This is a genomic window from Stenotrophomonas sp. YJH_SMC_40, assembly GCF_059368615.1.
Genome location: NZ_JCAFRX010000002.1, coordinates 219,257 through 235,791, shown reverse-complemented (window position 1 = coordinate 235,791; position 16,535 = coordinate 219,257). Strand labels below are relative to the sequence as shown.

The 16,535-nt window shown below is 68.0% G+C and carries 14 protein-coding genes; 8 read left to right on the top strand and 6 right to left on the bottom strand.

All coding sequences use genetic code 11. The features are described 5' to 3' along the window. The 6 genes from AC5P6X_RS04075 (at nucleotide 1) to AC5P6X_RS04050 (ending at nucleotide 6,611) form a co-directional block, all read left to right on the top strand. A complete protein-coding gene (locus AC5P6X_RS04075) occupies nucleotides 1-759 on the top strand; it encodes a pilin (protein WP_088435849.1) in 759 nt (252 codons plus the stop codon). A gap of 49 nt (nucleotides 760-808) precedes the next feature. Next, entirely contained in the window at nucleotides 809-1,741 is a 933-nt protein-coding gene (locus tag AC5P6X_RS04070; protein WP_005411197.1) for an RDD family protein, read from the top strand. 193 nt (nucleotides 1,742-1,934) lie between these two features. Beyond that, complete coding sequence (locus tag AC5P6X_RS04065; protein ID WP_329757042.1) at nucleotides 1,935-4,421, top strand: DNA topoisomerase I; 2,487 nt, start codon at nucleotides 1,935-1,937, stop codon at nucleotides 4,419-4,421. 97 nt (nucleotides 4,422-4,518) lie between these two features. Beyond that, nucleotides 4,519-5,109 (top strand): L-threonylcarbamoyladenylate synthase type 1 TsaC, encoded by a 591-nt coding sequence (gene tsaC / locus AC5P6X_RS04060; RefSeq protein WP_005411199.1) that lies wholly within the window; start codon nucleotides 4,519-4,521, stop codon nucleotides 5,107-5,109. A 43-nt stretch (nucleotides 5,110-5,152) separates the two neighbouring features. After that, a complete protein-coding gene (locus tag AC5P6X_RS04055; protein WP_049450303.1) occupies nucleotides 5,153-5,842 on the top strand; it encodes a DUF4124 domain-containing protein in 690 nt (229 codons plus the stop codon). Between the two features lie 22 nt (nucleotides 5,843-5,864). Beyond that, the gene (locus AC5P6X_RS04050) at nucleotides 5,865-6,611 is read left to right on the top strand and encodes a hypothetical protein (protein ID WP_049450302.1); all 747 of its coding nucleotides are present in this window, start codon (nucleotides 5,865-5,867) and stop codon (nucleotides 6,609-6,611) included. A gap of 94 nt (nucleotides 6,612-6,705) precedes the next feature. On the opposite strand, the gene AC5P6X_RS04045 is transcribed toward AC5P6X_RS04050, so the two are convergent. Next, nucleotides 6,706-7,482 (bottom strand): SDR family oxidoreductase, encoded by a 777-nt coding sequence (locus AC5P6X_RS04045; RefSeq protein ID WP_005411202.1) that lies wholly within the window; start codon nucleotides 7,480-7,482, stop codon nucleotides 6,706-6,708. A gap of 111 nt (nucleotides 7,483-7,593) precedes the next feature. Here AC5P6X_RS04045 and AC5P6X_RS04040 point away from each other — a divergent pair, with 111 nt between their 5' ends. Beyond that, nucleotides 7,594-7,806 (top strand): hypothetical protein, encoded by a 213-nt coding sequence (locus tag AC5P6X_RS04040; RefSeq protein WP_005414610.1) that lies wholly within the window; start codon nucleotides 7,594-7,596, stop codon nucleotides 7,804-7,806. A gap of 99 nt (nucleotides 7,807-7,905) precedes the next feature. On the opposite strand, the gene sppA is transcribed toward AC5P6X_RS04040, so the two are convergent. The 4 genes from sppA to AC5P6X_RS04020 all read right to left on the bottom strand — a co-directional run bounded on the left by sppA (nucleotide 7,906) and on the right by AC5P6X_RS04020 (nucleotide 13,125). Next, nucleotides 7,906-9,828: a signal peptide peptidase SppA gene (gene sppA / locus AC5P6X_RS04035; RefSeq protein ID WP_005411204.1), complete on the bottom strand. Its 1,923-nt coding sequence runs from the start codon at nucleotides 9,826-9,828 to the stop codon at nucleotides 7,906-7,908. Between the two features lie 115 nt (nucleotides 9,829-9,943). Then, the gene (locus tag AC5P6X_RS04030; protein WP_049450298.1) at nucleotides 9,944-11,308 is read right to left on the bottom strand and encodes an MATE family efflux transporter; all 1,365 of its coding nucleotides are present in this window, start codon (nucleotides 11,306-11,308) and stop codon (nucleotides 9,944-9,946) included. A 235-nt stretch (nucleotides 11,309-11,543) separates the two neighbouring features. Further along, the gene (locus tag AC5P6X_RS04025; RefSeq protein WP_049450297.1) at nucleotides 11,544-12,128 is read right to left on the bottom strand and encodes a DUF3106 domain-containing protein; all 585 of its coding nucleotides are present in this window, start codon (nucleotides 12,126-12,128) and stop codon (nucleotides 11,544-11,546) included. Continuing rightward, a complete protein-coding gene (locus AC5P6X_RS04020) occupies nucleotides 12,121-13,125 on the bottom strand; it encodes a hypothetical protein (RefSeq protein ID WP_049450295.1) in 1,005 nt (334 codons plus the stop codon). Before AC5P6X_RS04020 ends, AC5P6X_RS04025 begins: the two co-directional genes overlap by 8 nt. A 413-nt stretch (nucleotides 13,126-13,538) precedes the next feature. Between AC5P6X_RS04020 and AC5P6X_RS04015 the strand changes: the two genes are divergently transcribed. Then, nucleotides 13,539-15,716, top strand: coding sequence for a primosomal protein N' (locus tag AC5P6X_RS04015; protein ID WP_049450436.1), 2,178 nt, complete (start codon nucleotides 13,539-13,541; stop codon nucleotides 15,714-15,716). Nucleotides 15,717-15,812: 96 nt separating this feature from the next. On the opposite strand, the gene AC5P6X_RS04010 is transcribed toward AC5P6X_RS04015, so the two are convergent. After that, nucleotides 15,813-16,433, bottom strand: a complete 621-nt coding sequence (locus tag AC5P6X_RS04010) for a glutathione S-transferase family protein (RefSeq protein WP_169448973.1) — start codon at nucleotides 16,431-16,433, stop codon at nucleotides 15,813-15,815. Nucleotides 16,434-16,535 lie beyond the last annotated feature (102 nt).

Genomic DNA, 16,535 nt, shown 5'->3' with positions numbered 1-16,535 from the left:
GTGAGCGAGTGGTTCCATGCAGAAGGCAACCGGCAGCAAGGTCCGCTGCCGGCGGAACAATTGGTCGAGCTGTTCCGCAACAACCAGATCACCCTGGACACCCTGGTGTGGCGCGACGGACTGCCGCAATGGCAGCCGTTGCGCACCGTCGTGGACGAACTCGGCCTGATCGTGCCGGCGCTGGACGCCGCCGTACCGCCGGTCGAACCCGAACCGGAACCGGAACCCGTCGCACCGCCTCCGCCGCAGCCGCCGGTACTGCCGCCGTCCACGCCCTACGCCGCCAGTGCATCGGCCACCGTCCTGCCGGCACCGAAAAAGAAGCTGTCCGGCTGTGCGCTGACCGCCATCATCGGTGGTGCCCTGTTGCTGGTACTGGTCCCGATCGTGGCCATCCTGGCCGCCATCGCGCTGCCGGCCTACAACGACTACACCGTGCGCAGCAAAGTCGCCGGCGCCGTGGCCGCGCTGCAGCCGCTGAAGGACCAGGTGCAGCATTTCGCCGATGACGAAGGCCGCTGCCCGGGTGCCAATGACGCCGGCTTCCCGGCCCCGGGCGACTTCGCCAACGCGGGCCTGTCGGCGGTGAACATCGGCCGCTTCAACAACGGTCACTGCGGCATCGAAGCAACGCTGGCGGTACCAGGCAAGGGCATCGACGGCGACCTGCTGTGGCTGGAATATGATCGCGACAGCGGCCGCTGGGAATGCAGTGGCGAAAGCAACGACAAGTACCTGCCGCCGACGTGCCGCGGCTGAGCCACGCGCACGCCAGCAACTCCAAGGATGATTCAACAGGGAACATGCAATGACTGAGTGGTACTACGCCGAAGGACAGCAACGCCAGGGCCCGCTGCCGGTCCAGGAGATCCGCCAGCGCTTCCAGCGCGGCCAGTTGAACCTGGACACCCTGGTCTGGCGCGAGGGCATGGCCCAGTGGGCTGCACTGCGCCAGGTGGTCGACGAGCTCGGCCTGCAGACGCTGGCCGATGCCAGCACTGCCACCAGCAGCGGCGGGTTCGACCTGCGCAGCGACTATGCCGCCATCGATAGCGGCACCGCACCGTTGCCCGGCACCGGCGCGCTCAGCAGCTCGCCATACAGCGCTCCAGCCGCCGTCGGCAGCGGTGGCCACGCACAACCTGTGGTGGGCGGTGAAGTGGTCTACGCAGGCTTCTGGAAGCGCGTGGCGGCCTACATGATCGACTACTTCGTGCTGGTCATCCCCGGCAGCATCATCGGGGCCATCCTCGGTGCGATCCTGGGCGCCAGCATGGGCGCGGTGGGCAGTGGCGAATCGGCCATCGAGATCGTGGCCCAGCTGGCCAGTGCCCTGATCAACCTCTGCATCGGCATGGCGTACTACACCTGGTTCCATGCCTCGAAGGGCGGCGCCACGCTGGGCAAGATGGCGGTCGGCATCAAGGTCGTCCGCGGCAACGGCGAGCGCCTGACCAAGGCCCGCGCGTTCGGTCGTTACTGGGCCATGCTGCTGAGCAGCTTCACCCTCGGCATCGGCTTCCTGATGGCGGCCTTCACCGAACGCAAGCAGGGCCTGCACGACATGATCTGCGACACTCTGGTGGTCGACCGCTGGGCCTACACCGACCAGCCCCACCTGCAGCGCCGCGAGCTGGGCACCGTCACCGTGCTGGTACTGGTGTTGACCGCGGTACTGTCGCTGGTGGGCCTGGCGCTGCTGGTGTTCGCGGTCGGCTTCATCGCCAAGATGGCCTCCTGAACGGCCATCCTCACGGCTGGCTGCTTGACACGGGCTGGCCGGGCGTGATTCCTCTAATAAGGTGAAACCTGAACGCCCGGCACATTACCGGGCGTTCAGTTTATGGATTTGCGCGTGGCCGCTTCACTAATGCGGCCATTTGCTCCACCCTAGCGGCCCCTTCCCCACGGTTCGCCCCACAGACCCTGCTGCCATGCCCAAGCACCTGCTCATCGTCGAATCGCCGGCCAAGGCCAAGACGATCAACAAATACCTCGGCAAGGACTACACCGTCCTGGCCTCGTATGGGCATGTGCGTGACCTGATTCCGAAGGAAGGCGCGGTCGACCCGGACAACGGGTTCGCCATGCACTATGACGTGATCGACAAGAACGAGAAGCACGTCGATGCGATCGCCAAGGCCGCCAAGGGCGCCGACGACATCCTGCTGGCGACCGACCCGGATCGCGAGGGTGAAGCGATCAGCTGGCATATCGCCGAGATCCTGAAGGAACGCGGGCTGGTCAAGGACAAGCCGATGCAGCGCGTGGTGTTCACCGAGATCACCCCGCGCGCCATCAAGGAAGCCATCAGCCAGCCGCGCGCGATCGCCAGCGACCTGGTCGATGCCCAGCAGGCGCGCCGCGCGCTGGATTACCTGGTCGGTTTCAACCTGTCGCCGGTGCTGTGGCGCAAGGTCCAGCGCGGCCTGTCCGCCGGCCGCGTGCAGAGCCCGGCGCTGCGCATGATCGTCGAGCGCGAGGAAGAGATCGAAGCCTTCATCGCCCGCGAGTACTGGTCGATCGCCGCCGAGTGCGCGCACCCGTCGCAGCACTTCAACGCCAAGCTGATCAAGCTGGACGGGCAGAAGTTCGAGCAGTTCACCATCACCGATGGCGACATCGCTGAAGCGGCGCGGATGCGCATCCAGCAGGCCGCGCAGGGCTCGCTGCACGTCACCGACGTGGCCAGCAAGGAGCGCAAGCGCCGCCCGGCGCCGCCGTTCACCACCTCCACCCTGCAGCAGGAAGCCTCGCGCAAGCTCGGCTTCACCACCCGCAAGACCATGCAGGTGGCGCAGAAGCTGTATGAAGGCGTGGCGATTGGTGACGAAGGCACCGTCGGCCTGATCTCGTACATGCGTACCGACTCGGTGAACCTGTCGCAGGATGCGCTGGCCGAGATCCGCGACGTGATCGCCCGTGATTACGGCATCGCCTCGCTGCCCGACCAGCCCAACACCTACCAGACCAAGTCGAAGAACGCCCAGGAAGCGCACGAAGCGGTACGCCCGACCTCGGCCCTGCGCACCCCGGCCCAGGTCGCACGCTTCCTCACCGACGACGAGCGCCGCCTGTACGAGCTGATCTGGAAGCGTGCAGTGGCCTGCCAGATGATTCCGGCCACGCTCAACACGGTCAGCGTCGACCTGTCGGCCGGCAGCGAACACGTGTTCCGCGCCAGCGGCACCACCGTGGTCGTGCCCGGCTTCCTGGCCGTGTACGAGGAAGGCAAGGACAACAAGAGTGCCGAGGACGAGGACGAAGGCCGCAAGCTGCCGGCGATGAAGCCCGGCGACCGCGTACCGCTGGAACGCATCCAAGCCGAACAGCATTTCACCCAGCCGCCACCGCGCTACACCGAAGCGGCGCTGGTGAAGGCGCTGGAAGAGTACGGCATCGGCCGTCCCTCGACCTACGCCTCGATCATCCAGACCCTGTTGTTCCGCAAGTACGTGGAAATGGAAGGGCGCAGCTTCCGCCCGTCCGATGTGGGCCGCGCGGTTTCCAAGTTCCTGTCCAGCCACTTCACCCAGTACGTGGATTACGACTTCACCGCCAAGCTTGAAGACGAGCTCGATGCCGTCTCGCGTGGCGAAGAAGACTGGATCCCGCTGATGTCGCGCTTCTGGGAACCGTTCAAGGAACTGGTCGAAGACAAGAAGGAATCGGTCGACCGCGCAGAGGCCAGTGGCGCGCGCGAGCTCGGCACCGACCCCAAGACCGGCAAGCCGGTCAGCGTGCGGCTGGGCCGTTTCGGGCCCTATGCCGCCATCGGCAGCACCGCCGAAGATGCCGAGGAGAAGCCGAAGTTCGCTTCGCTGCGCCCCGGCCAGTCGATGCACACCATTTCCCTGGAAGACGCGCTGGAGCTGTTCCTGATGCCGCGCGCACTGGGCGAGGACAACGGCGAGCCGGTCAGCGTCGGCATCGGCCGCTTCGGCCCGTTCGCCAAGCGCGGCAGCACCTATGCCTCGCTGAAGAAGGAGGACGACCCGTACACCATCGACCTGGCGCGCGCCGTGTTCCTGATCGAAGAGAAGGAAGAGATCGCGCGCAACCGGATCATCAAGGAGTTCGAGGGCAGCGACATCCAGGTGTTGAACGGCCGCTTCGGCCCGTACATCAGCGACGGCAGGATGAACGGCAAGATCCCCAAGGATCGCGAACCGGCGTCGCTGACCCTGGCTGAAGTGCAGCAGTTGATGGAAGAAACCGGCAAGCCGGTGCGCAAGGGCTTCGGTGCCAAGAAGGCCGCCGCGAAGAAAGCCCCGGCCAAGAAGGCGGCAGTGAAGAAGGAAGCCGCGCCGAAGAAGGCCGCTGCAAAGAAAGCGCCTGCCAAGAAGGCCGCGGCCAAGAAAGCAGTAAAGAAGGCCGCCGCGAAGAAGGCCCCGGCGAAGAAGGCCGCCGCAAAGAAGTAGATCCACGCCATGCGTGGATGAGGGGCAAGGTGTGCGGACCAACGGTCCGCACCTACCGTCCGCGCCGACCACCCCTTCTGCACGCAGCAGGGGGATAATGAAGGCCCACGCCGGGCCGGTCGCCGCCATGAAAGAACTCACCCTGGACTCTGCTGTCGCCACGCTCCGTGCGGGCGGCGTGATCGCCTACCCGACCGAAGCGGTCTGGGGCCTGGGCTGTGACCCTTCGCACGAGGCGGCGGTGCACATGGTGCTGCGACTGAAACAGCGCCCGATCGAAAAAGGCATGATTCTGGTCGCGGCCGATCTGGCGCAGCTGGAAGGCTGGGTGCGCCTGCAGGCCCTGCCGGACGCACGCCAGCGCGCGGTGCTGGCCAGCTGGCCCGGCGCCAACACCTGGATCCTGCCGGCCGGACCCCGTGCCCAGCCGTGGGTCACCGGGGAGCACAGCGGCATCGCCGTGCGCATCAGCGCCCACCCGCTGGTGGCCGAACTCTGCCGTGCCTGGGGAGGCCCGCTGGTCTCCACCAGCGCCAACCTGGCCGGCGAACCACCGGCGCGCCGCCGCGAAGAACTGGATCCACGCCTGCTGCGCCTGCTTGATGGCATCCTGGATGGCGAAACCGGCGGCCTGGCCCAGCCCACCCCGATCCGCGACGCGCTCAGCGGCAACGTGCTGCGCTCCTGAGCGGCCGATTGCGCTGCCCCGGACAATCGCGCACCCTGCCGTCATGAACCTGCTGCGCACCGCTTTGGGCCTGTGCCTGCTGCTGCCATCGACGGCACCGGCGGCCGAGGATGTGCGGGTCTACCGCTGCGTCGCCAGCAACGGCGCCGTGGCCCTGCAGGACAGGCCCTGCAACAGCGGCCGCCAGGAAGTCCGCGACCTGCAGCGCCCGCGCGATCCAGCGCCGCGGGTGGTGCGCAGCGATGCGGCCCCCGCACCGCCGGACGAATCTCCGGTGATGCGTGACCGCGAGGTCCGCCACGTCTACATCCAGCCGCCGCAGCCGCTGTACGAATGCGTGCGCGACGATGGCCAGCGCTATACCAGCGACAGCAACGAGGGCAATCCGCGTTGGGTGCCGTTGTGGACCAGCGTCTGGCTGCCACACGGGCATCGGGGCCCATCGTACCCGGGTCCGCGCCCGGCCATCGGCACACCGATCGGTCCGCCCGTCGGCGAGGGTGCAGGTTACCGGCCGCCCGCCGTCGGCGTAGGCGTGCAGGTCCCGGCCGGCAGCGTGCTGGTGCGCGACAGCTGCCACGCGCTGCCGCCACAGGAGGTCTGTGCGCGCCTGCGCGACCGCCGCTGGGAACTGGACCGTCGCTACAACAGCGCTTTGCAGAGCGAGCGCACCGCCATCAGCAACGAACAGCGTGGCATCGACGCGCGCCTGTCACGCGACTGCCAGCGTTGAGCGCAGCCTGTACGCTGTGAGCATGAACAGACTGATCTGGTTGCTTCTGGCGCTGCTGCCCGGAAGCGCGTTGGCCGAAGAGGGCGTGATCTACCGCTGTACCTCCAGCAGTAGTGACGTCCCTACCCTGCAGCGCACGCCGTGCCCCACCCGCAGCAAGCAGCAGGTGCTGCGCGTGCCCGGCCCGGCCAACCCGCAGCCGGCTGCCGCTGCACCTGTGGCTGCGGAACCTGCACCCGCCCCCGTCGAAACACCCGCGCCGGTGCCGGCCGGACCGGCCGTTGCCCCTGCGGCCCCAGCGAAACCACGACGCGCGGACGAAGGACGCACCATCATGGAAGCGGGAATGGTTGAACGCGAAGGTGCCAACCAGATTCTCGACAGTGCGACCCTGCGCCGTGATGCCGATGCCCGTGCCGAAGCAGGCAACGGTCCACCGAAGCCGCCGCTTCCCCCGATCTTCCAGTGCACCGACGGACAGGGCGGTGGTTATCTGCACGAGTACGAGGCATCACCTGGTCGCTGCGAACCGATGACGGTGCAGGGCCTGGGCGGGGTCACGCCGATGAACGCGGCCGGCTGCGAAGTCGTGCGCGACCGCTGCGAGGAACTTCCCGAAGCACAGCGATGCGGCAGCTGGCAGCAGCGCTTCCGCGATGCCCGCGGCCGTGAACGCTTCGCCGCACCGGAAAACCGCGATACCGCGCGCGGTGAACGCGAGCGGCTGCAGGCGGTGTTGGAGGCCAGCAACTGCCCGGTACCGGGGTGACCGCCACCCGGTAGTGCCGGCCGCTGGCCGGCAACCACAGGATCTTCAGATGATTGCAGTTGCCGGCCAGCGGCCGGCACTACCCGCTGAAAGATCAGAACCCGTAGCGCAGGAAGCCGCCATCCACCGCGATGCACTCCCCGGTGACATAGCTGGCTGCCGGCAGGCACAGGAAGCCCACCGCGGCGGCCACTTCCTCCGGCTCGCCGATACGACGCATCGGCGTGCGGTTGATCACTTCCTCGTAGTAATCCGGGTCCGACAACGGACCGGAGGTCCGCCGCGTGCGGATGTACCACGGCGCCACTGCATTGACCCGGATGCCATCCTCGGCCCACTCGACGGCCAGGTTGCGGGTCATCTGGTGCATCGCGGCCTTGCTCATGCCGTAGACCACGCCGCTGCGCACATGGGTCAGGCCGGACACGCTGCCGACGTTGACGATCGACGACGATGCGTGGCGAGCCAGCAGCGGATGCGCGTAGCGCGACAGCTCGAACGCCGAGAACAGGTTGGTCTCGAAGATCTTCCGCCATTCGTCCTCTGAATACTCCGTGGCCGCCTTGGTGACGTTGCCGCCAGCGTTGTTGACCAGGATGTGCAGGCCATCACTGTGGTCTTCCACCCAGTCCAGGATCTGCCGGCGGTCCTCGTCGTCGGAGACATCGGCGGCCAGCGCGTGCACCTGCATCTGCGGATACACATCCAGCAGCTCGTCGCGCGCGGTCTCCAGCATGTCGATATCGCGCCCGACGATCATCAGGTCCGCGCCGAAGCCGGCCAGTTCGTGCGCGATGGCCAGGCCGATACCGGCGCTGGCACCGGTGATCAGGGCGGTCTGCCCGTCCAGGCGCCACCGTTGCTGGGTCATGTTTCCTCCGGGGCCGCGCCCGCTGCATTTCGATGCGGCAAGGATACGCGCTCACGGCGGCCCTCTGCCGAGGATGCGACACTGCACGTACGCCCACTGCGGAGAGCCGCCATGCGCATCCTGACCCTGTTCTCGTCCCTGCTGGCCGGCGTGCTGCTGGTGGCCTGCCAGCGGCCGCCGACGCCGAACCCGGAGAAGCCACCGGTGCCCAAAGCGATGTCGCGTGCGATGCAGGAACCGCTGGACCGCGCCAAGGGCGCGCAGAAAGCGGTGGAAGAAGCCGCCGCACGCGAACGCAAGGCCGAGGCCGACGCGACGCAGTGACCTGTGGGGTCAGAGCCCTTTGCGGGGCAAAGGGATCCGACCCCCACCAACGAGAACGCCCGGCCAGGGCCGGGCGTTTTCATTCGTCACCGTTGCCGATCAGAACCCGCAGAAGCAGTAGGCCAGCGCCTTCACCGGCGTGCCGTTGCCCTTCTCGCGCGCCGCGTTCTCGACAAAGCGCAGCTGCGTATCCACTTCCGGCATCGTGCGCGCCAGCACCATCCGCGCCATGCCCGAGTCGGACAGCATCCAGGCGCCGGCACGGCTGCCGGCGAAACCGCTGACAAACTGCGCGAACGGCGTTGCCGCCTTCTCGATGTAGCGCACGCGATAGGCATCGGCCTTGCCCAGCTTGGCGCGGCTGGCGGCATCGGCCACGGCATCCTTCAGGCCACCGAAGGCATCGACCAGGCCACGTTCCTTGGCCTGCGCACCGCTCCACACGCGGCCACGTGCCACTTCGTCGACGGCCTCGACCGGCTTCTTGCGGGCGTCGGCGACGCGACCGGTGAAGTCGGCGTAACCCTTGTTGATCACCGACTGGATGACCTGGCCAACGGCCGGATCCATCGGGCGGGTGACATCGAACGCACCCGCGAAACGGGTGGTGCCGACACCATCGGTGTGCACGCCGATCTTGTCCAGCGCGCGGCTGAAGTTCGGCACCATGCCGAAGATGCCGATCGAACCGGTGATGGTCGACGGATCGGCATAGATGCGATCGGCATTCATGCTGATCCAGTAGCCACCGGAGGCGGCCAGGTCGCCCATCGACACCACCACCGGCTTGCCGGCGGCCTGCAGGGCCACCACTTCGCGGCGGATCTGCTCGGAGGCGAACACTTCACCGCCCGGCGAATCCACGCGCAGCACCACCGCCTTCACGTTCTCGTCGTCACGCGCGGCACGCAGCAGCGCCGAGGTCGATTCGCCACCGATGCGGCCGGCCGGGAGATCGCCGCCGCTGATTTCGCCGGCGGCCACAACCACCGCTACCTGCGGACGGTTGTCCACCGGGTTGCGGCGCGCATCGAGCTGGCCCAGGTAGGTGCCGAAGTCGACGTTGCGGAAACCACCGTCGGCATCGTCATCGGCCACGCCGCGCTCGATCATCAGATCCTCGAACTCCTCGCGGGTCTTCAGCGCGGTCACCAGCTTCTGCTGCAGGGCGAACTTGGCCAGGTCGCCACCGGCGGCGGCGATGCCTTCCGGCAGCGTGTCGATGCCGGCGGCCAGCTGTGCCGGGTCCAGGCGACGCGCCTTGGCGATGTCCGCCAGATAGCGCTGCCACACGTCGTTCATCCAGAACAGGTCGGCTTCCTTGGAGGCCGGCGAGGCCGCATCGAGCACGTACGGCTCGGCCGCGGACTTGTACTCGCCCACCTTGAACAGGTGCACGTCCACGCCCAGCTTGTCCTGCAGGCCGGTGCGGAAGTACTGGCGGTAGCGGCCCAGGCCCTCGAGCACCACCGACCCCATCGGGTCCAGGTAGACCTCGTCGGCCTGTGCGGCCAGCAGGTACTGCGACTGGCCCATGCTCTCGCTGTAGGCCACCAGCTGCTTGCCGGAGGCACGCAGGTCCTGCAGCGCGGTGGCCACTTCACGCAGCGAAGCGAAGCCGGACGGCTGCAGCTTGTCCAGCTCCAGCACCACGCGCTCGATCTTCTTGTCTTCCTTGGCCGACTCGATCACCCGCAGCAGGTCGCGCAGCTGGATCTCTTCGGCGCCGTTGTCGCCCACCGCCTTGGCCAGTGCACGGCTGACCGGGTCGGCGCTGAACTGCTCGACCAGGCGACCTTCCGGGGCGATCACCAGGGTGGTGCGATCCTGCAGTGACTTGCTGGCACCGGCACCCATGCCCGCCGCGATGACGAACATCACCAGCAGCAGGAACAGCAGGCCGAAGAACAGCAGGTTGAGGATCAACCGGCGGGTGAAGTTCATGACGTCCCACAGCCCGATGAAGAAACTGGCGACGGGGTTGCGACGCGCCGGGGGCAGCGGGGGCACGGGTTGATTCATGGAACGCTCCGGATGGCTTCTTGCCGTGGTACCAGCATAGCCGGTGCCGCGTGATGCAGCATCGGACACAAGTCAGGGGATCGCCCGCCATGGGTCGGCATGGCGGGCGCAAAGGTCAGGACAACATCGACTGGCCGATGCGCAGGCTGCTGCGGCGCAGGCGCCAGCCCATCAGGATGGCAGCGGCGGTCAGGCCAACGATCAGGCCGATCCACATGCCCTGCGGGCCCATGCCCATGCCCAGGCCGAGCCCGGCGCCGAGCGGCATGCCCAGGCCCCAGTACGCGAACATGGCGATGAACATCGGCACGCGGGTGTCTTTCAGGCCGCGCAGCGCGCCGGCCGACAGTACCTGGATGCCATCCGGGAACTGGAAGGTGGCCGCGTACAGCAGCAGCGTCGAGGCCAGGCCGGCCACCGCCAGGTCGTTGGTGTAGACACCGACGATGGCATCGTGGCCGAACAGCAGCACCGCCGCCGACAGCGTCTGCGTGCCCATGATGATCGCGTAGCCGGCCCAGGCCGCACGCCGTACGCCGAAGCCATCGCCACGGCCAACCGCATGGCCGACGCGCACGGTGGTGGCCTCGGCCACGCCCATCGGGATCATGAAGCACAGCTGCGCCACGTTGATCGCGATCTGGTGCGCGGCCGCTTCATTCGCACCCAGACGGCCGATCAGCAGCGCGGTGACGATGAACAGGCCGCCTTCCATCAGCACGGTAATGCCGATCGGCAGGCCGGTGCGCAGCAGGTCCCAGATCGCCTTCCAGCGCGGTCCTTCGAAGTGCGAGAACAGCTGCAGGTGGGCGAAGCGCTTGGTGCGCCACAGGTAGAGGGCAAACGCCGTGGCCTGCAGCCACATCATCACCGCCGAAGCGATGCCCAGGCCTTCCGCACCCAGTTCCGGGAAACCGAGCTTGCCGTTGGCCAGCACGTAGCCCATCGGCGCCAGCACCAGCAGGCCGCCGAAGCCGAGCAGCATGGTCGGCAACGTCCAGTGCATGCCTTCGCTCAGGTAACGCATGCAGAAGTACAGGGTCAGCGCGGGCCCGCCCCAGCGCACCGCGTGCAGGAACGCGGTCGCCCCCGGCACGATGTCCGGCGCGATGCCGAACGATGGCAGCAGCGGCGGCACCACCGTGAGGAAGGTGAACATGATCAGCCCCAGCCCCAGCGCCAGCCACAGTGCCTGGCGGAACAGCGGGCCGATCTCGCGCTCGCGGCCGGCGCCGTGCAGCTGCGATACCGAGGCGGTGAGCGAGATCAGGGTGCCGATCGGGATCAGCATCGGCAGCCACAACAGCGCCGTGCCGATGGTCACCGCGGCCAGGGTCGCGGTGGCGTGGTGGCCGGCAATGACGTTGTCGACGAAGGAGATCAGACCGGTGGACACATGCCCGAGCACAAGCGGCAGGGCGAGCAGACCGGTGGCGCCGACTTCCTTGCTGAAGCGCGGCGTGGAGGTTGCAGTAGACATAAGGTGCTTGACGCGAACTACGGTTGCGCGCGAAGGGCACAGGCACCGGGTTGCGGCCGGTCATCTTACGCGCGCAGCGCGCGCATTCCCATGACATGGCGTGAATGCTGGGTTCCGGCAGGCCGCGGCATCACGCGTTGTGATCGCGTTACGAACAGAAAAGGGGACGGAGGGGATTAAGTCGTTTCAAGCACGACCGTGCCGAACACGGCTTAATCCCCTCCGTCCCCTTTGCTTACTGACCCGCCTGGCGCTTGAGCCAGGCATCGCGCTCGGCGGCCGGCACGGCGAGGAACGCGCCTCGCACCGTGTCACGCTCCTGCGGTGGCGTGCGCTGCGCGACCAGGGTCAGCTGGGCCAGCTGCGCTGGGCTGAGCTGGCGCAGCACGGCCAGCGCGGCCTCGCGCTGTTCCGGTGGCACGAAGCCGAACAGGCCGTGCAGCTTGGGGAACTCCAGTCCCAGCTGCGGGCCCAGCCGCCAGCCCTCGCGGAAGGCCTGGTCCTGCGCCTGGAACTGCTCGCGCAGGCGCTGCTGCTGGTCCGCCGGCAGCGCATTGAACCGCGCCGCAGCCTGCCGGATGCGCTCCCGCTCGCTCTCCGGCAGGGCGCGCCAGGCCGCGTAGTCGGCACGGCGCTGACGCTGCTGCTGGGCGTCGAGCTGGGTGAACGCAGCGGGCGTCGTGTTTGTGGTGGCCGGAGCGGGAGCCGCCGGTGAACTGCCCGGCACTGGCGGCGGCAGCGGCACGCTCAAGGTCTGCGGCGCGGCGGACAGCGCCAACGGCAGGGCCAGCAGCAGGCTGGCGAACAGGGTCTTATTCATCGGCGGCAGCGGTTTCCAGCGTGGCGCTGGCCGGCTCGGGCCGGCTCGGCCTGGATTGCGATTCGTCCACCGGCAACGGGCCGCCGGCGGCGGTCCAGGCATACAGATCGGCATCGGCCACCAGCGGATAGTCGCGGTCGGCCAGCATCATGGCGTCGTCGGAGGCTTGGGCCGGGGTCGCATCCGGCGTGGCATTGACCTTGCTCGGCGGAAGCGCTTCCACCGTGACCGGGCCAGCTTCGCCCACTACCCCTTCCGGCAGTGGAGCGTCGCTACCGGATGAATGTCCTTGCCAGTAGCGCCAGCCCAGTGCCGCGGCCAACAGCACCGCCACCGTCACCAGCAGGATCACCGGGCCGCGCCAGCGCGGCCTGGCATTGGGACGCCGCCGCTTGCCCTGGGCGGCCGCACGATCATCGCGCTGCGGTGCGCGCCAGCTGGTCGCGGGAGCTTCATTGCTGGCGGCCGACGCAGCCGGCTGTTGCAGCTGCTGCAGGCGCTTGGCCGGCAGGTCGCGGATGCGCAGCTGCACCTGTTCGGCCAGCTGGCGCCATGCCGACGCATCGGGCTGGCCGTGCGCATCACGGGGGCAGGCATCAGCCAGCAGGTGCTGGTAGCCCGCTTCGTCCTGGTCGAGCACGCGCATGGCGATACCCTCGTCCAGACTGCCGCCCACCCGCAGCAGGAATGCCAGGCGCGGCAGCGGCCCCATCTCGCCCAGCGCGGCCAACGGCGGCAGCCACTGGCCGCCCACCGGCTCGCGCAGCGCCTGGCGCTGGCCCAGCAGGGTCCAGAAGCGGGTCGGCCACTGCGCCATCGGCAGGTCGCTGGCGACCGCGGCGAAGGCGCGCATCACCGCCACCAGGGTCTGCTCGGCTCGCGCGGCATCGCCGCACTGCAGCTCAGCCACCACCAGGGCGCGGCGCTCGACGCCACGCAGGAACGCCGACAGCGCGCCGGCCGCGGTCGAGGAAACAGGGGCGGGCACAGCCGTCATCGGTCACTCCAAAGGTCTGCCGGCATGATAGCGGCAGCCCATCGGCACCCGTAGGACTTGCGCGCGCCGGCACTTCGTGCTGCAGGTTGTGCACAGCACCACGCCCGCCTTGGGGAAAACTGCGGCATCCAGCTGAATTCACTCTGTTTCAGCAATGTTTCACACTCAAGTTGTTGATTTTGAATGACTTTGAAGTGTGGCGATTTTTTGACCAACCCAAGCGTGAGCTCGTCGCCATCGGCCTCCTGCGTTCCCGTCGACCGGTAACACACAACGTTATCCACAGAACATGTGGATAAGACTGAATCTCCAATGGACACCGATATTTAGGTGACATTTATGATTCGACGGAGGCCCCCCGGCAGTCTCTGGCCCCTGCCATCCGCGCGCGCATGGCCCGTTACACTGGCCCGATGCTTTCACCCATTCCGACCCTGCAGGTCGCCCTGCCCGTCCCGCTGCCGCGCCTGTTCGACTACCTGTCACCAGAGGGCGATGGCCCCACGGTCGCGGTCGGCTGCCGCCTGAAGGTGCCGTTCGGCAACCGCGAGCTGGTCGGCGTAGTGGTGAGGCACGGCCAGACCGATGACGGCCAGGGACTGCGCCAGGCCTTGGCCTGGTGCGACCCGCAACCGCTGCTCCAGGGCGAGCTGTGGCACAGCCTGCAGTGGCTGGCGCGCTACACCCATGCGCCACTGGGCGAGGTGCTGAGCACCGCCCTGCCGGGCCCGCTGCGCCATGGCGACGCCCTGCCCGACACCCATCACTGGGGCTGGCAGCTGACCGCCGAAGGCCGCGCCCAGCGCGAAAAACTGCGCGCCGGCAGCCGCCCCCGGCAGCTGGCCGAGCTGCTGGCCGACGCCATCGTCGATGAGGACGTGCTGGGCGAACGCATGGACGACTGGCGCACCGCCGCGCGCAGCCTGGCCAAGCGCGAGCTGGCCGAACGCGTGGCGCTGCGCGTCGCTCCGCAGCACGCGCAGCCACTGCCTGGCCCCACCCTCAACACGGAGCAGGCAGAGGCCGTGGCGGCGATCAACGCAGTCGAGGGCTTCCAACCGTTCCTGCTGGATGGCGTAACCGGCAGCGGCAAGACCGAGGTCTACCTGCAGGCCATCATCCACTGCCTGGCCCAAGGCAAGCAGGCGCTGGTGCTGGTGCCGGAAATCGGCCTCACCCCGCAGACCCTGGCACGCTTCCGCGGCCGCCTCGGCATCGCCGTGCATGCACTGCATTCGGGGTTGAACGACAACGAGCGCGCCCGGGTCTGGGCGGCGGCTTCGCGCGGCGAGGCACGGGTGATCGTCGGCACCCGCTCGGCGGTGTTCACGCCGCTGCCGCAGGCCGGCCTGCTGATCGTCGACGAGGAGCATGACGGCAGCTACAAGCAGCAGGACGGCATCCGCTACCACGCACGCGATTTCGCTCTGGTCCGGGGCAAGGCGCTGGGCGTTCCGGTGCTGCTGGGCAGCGCTACGCCTTCACTGGAGACGCTGCACAACGCCTATGCCGGGCGCTACACCCACCTGCGCCTGAAGCAGCGTGCCGGTGATGCGCGGCCACCGCGCGTGCGCATCCTTGATGTGCGCAAGCGACCATTGCATGACGGCCTCTCGGCCGACGTGCTGGCCGGCATCGGCGAGCACCTGCAGCGCGGCCAGCAGGTGCTGGTGTTCAAGAACCGCCGTGGCTATGCGCCGGTACTGCTGTGCCACGACTGCGGCTGGACCGCGCCATGCAACCGCTGCGATGCACCGATGACCGTGCATGGCGGCGGTCGTCGCCTGCAGTGCCATCACTGCGGTGCGCGGCAACCGGCGCCGCTGGCATGCCCCGCGTGCGGGAGTCTGGCGCTGCAACCGCAGGGCATCGGCACCGAGCGCCTGGAAGAACATCTCACCGCCGCCTTCGCCGACTTCCCGGTGGTGCGCATCGACCGCAGCACCACCTCGCGACGCGATGCACTGGAACAACAGCTGGCGAAACTGGGCGACCAGCCCGGCATCCTGGTCGGCACGCAGATCCTGGCCAAGGGCCACGACCTGCCCAAGCTGACCCTGGTGGTGGTGGTCGGCATCGACGAGGGCCTGTTCTCGGCCGACTTCCGCGCCAGCGAGAAACTGGCGCAGCAGCTGATCCAGGTCGCCGGTCGCGCCGGACGCGCGCGCGACCCGGGCGAAGTCTGGCTGCAGACGCATCACCCGGGGCACCCACTGCTGGAGACCCTGGTCAGCGGTGGCTACCACCCGTTCGCGCAGGCCGAGTTGAACCAGCGCCAGGCCGCAGGATTCCCGCCGTTCGCGCATCTGGCGCTGATGCGCGCCGAAGCGCAGCAGGTGGAGCATGCCAATGCATTCCTGCTGGCAGCGCGACAGCTGCTGGGCGAGCAGGACGTGGTGGAAGCCTATGGACCCATGCCGGCGCCGATGCCACGGCGCGCAGGTTACCAGCGCGCCCAGCTGCTGCTGTCTGCCGCGCAGCGGCCACCGCTGCACGGGGTGCTTTCGCAACTGGTACCGCAGCTGTATGCGCTGCCGGAAGCACGCAAGGTGCGCTGGTCGCTGGATGTGGATCCGACGGATCTTTATTGAGGGGTCAGAGCCTACCCGTCGGGTGGGATCCGACCCCGATGCCCTGGGGTCGGATCCCTTTTCGCAGAAAAGGGCTCTGACCCCGGACGCTTTCGCTTACGTCAGCGGCGACATCACGCCGCGCTGGTAGGCGGGGCGCTCGCGAAGACGGGCGTACCAGTCGGCCAGGTGCGGCAGTTCCGGACGCTGGATCGGCAGTTCGAACCAGGCATAGATCAGCGAGCCCAGCGGGATGTCACCCATCGCGAATGTCTCGCCGGACAGCCACGGCTGCTTGGCCAGGGTGGCATCGGCCATCGCCAGGTAGTCGCCGGCGCGCACGATGGCGGCATTGATCCGCGCTTCGTCGCGGTCGGCCGGGGCGGTGCGCATGATGCCCCAGATCAGGTCGGTGTACAGCGGCGCCATGCGCGAGGTGCTCCAGTCCATCCACTTCTCGGCCTGGGCGCGTTCCATCGGGTCTTCGGCGTACAGCGTGCCCAGCGCGTAGCGCGCACTCAGGTAGCGCACGATGGCGTTCGATTCCCACAGCGGCAGGCCGCGGTCTTCGATCACCGGTACCAGGCCATTGGGATTCATCGCCTGGTATTCCGGCGTCTGCGTGCCGCCGTGGCTGCCACCGACCTCGATGGACTCGTACGGCAGGCCGATTTCCTCGGCACACCACAGCACCTTGCGGACGTTGCTGGAATTGCGACGGCCCCAGATCTTCAACATGCGGGTATTCCTTGCTGGCAATGCGAGCGGCAACGATACCCCTGATCGGGCGGGGTGTGTGCATACCGGATGCGGGATCTGGCGTCAGGGAATTGCCGGCCA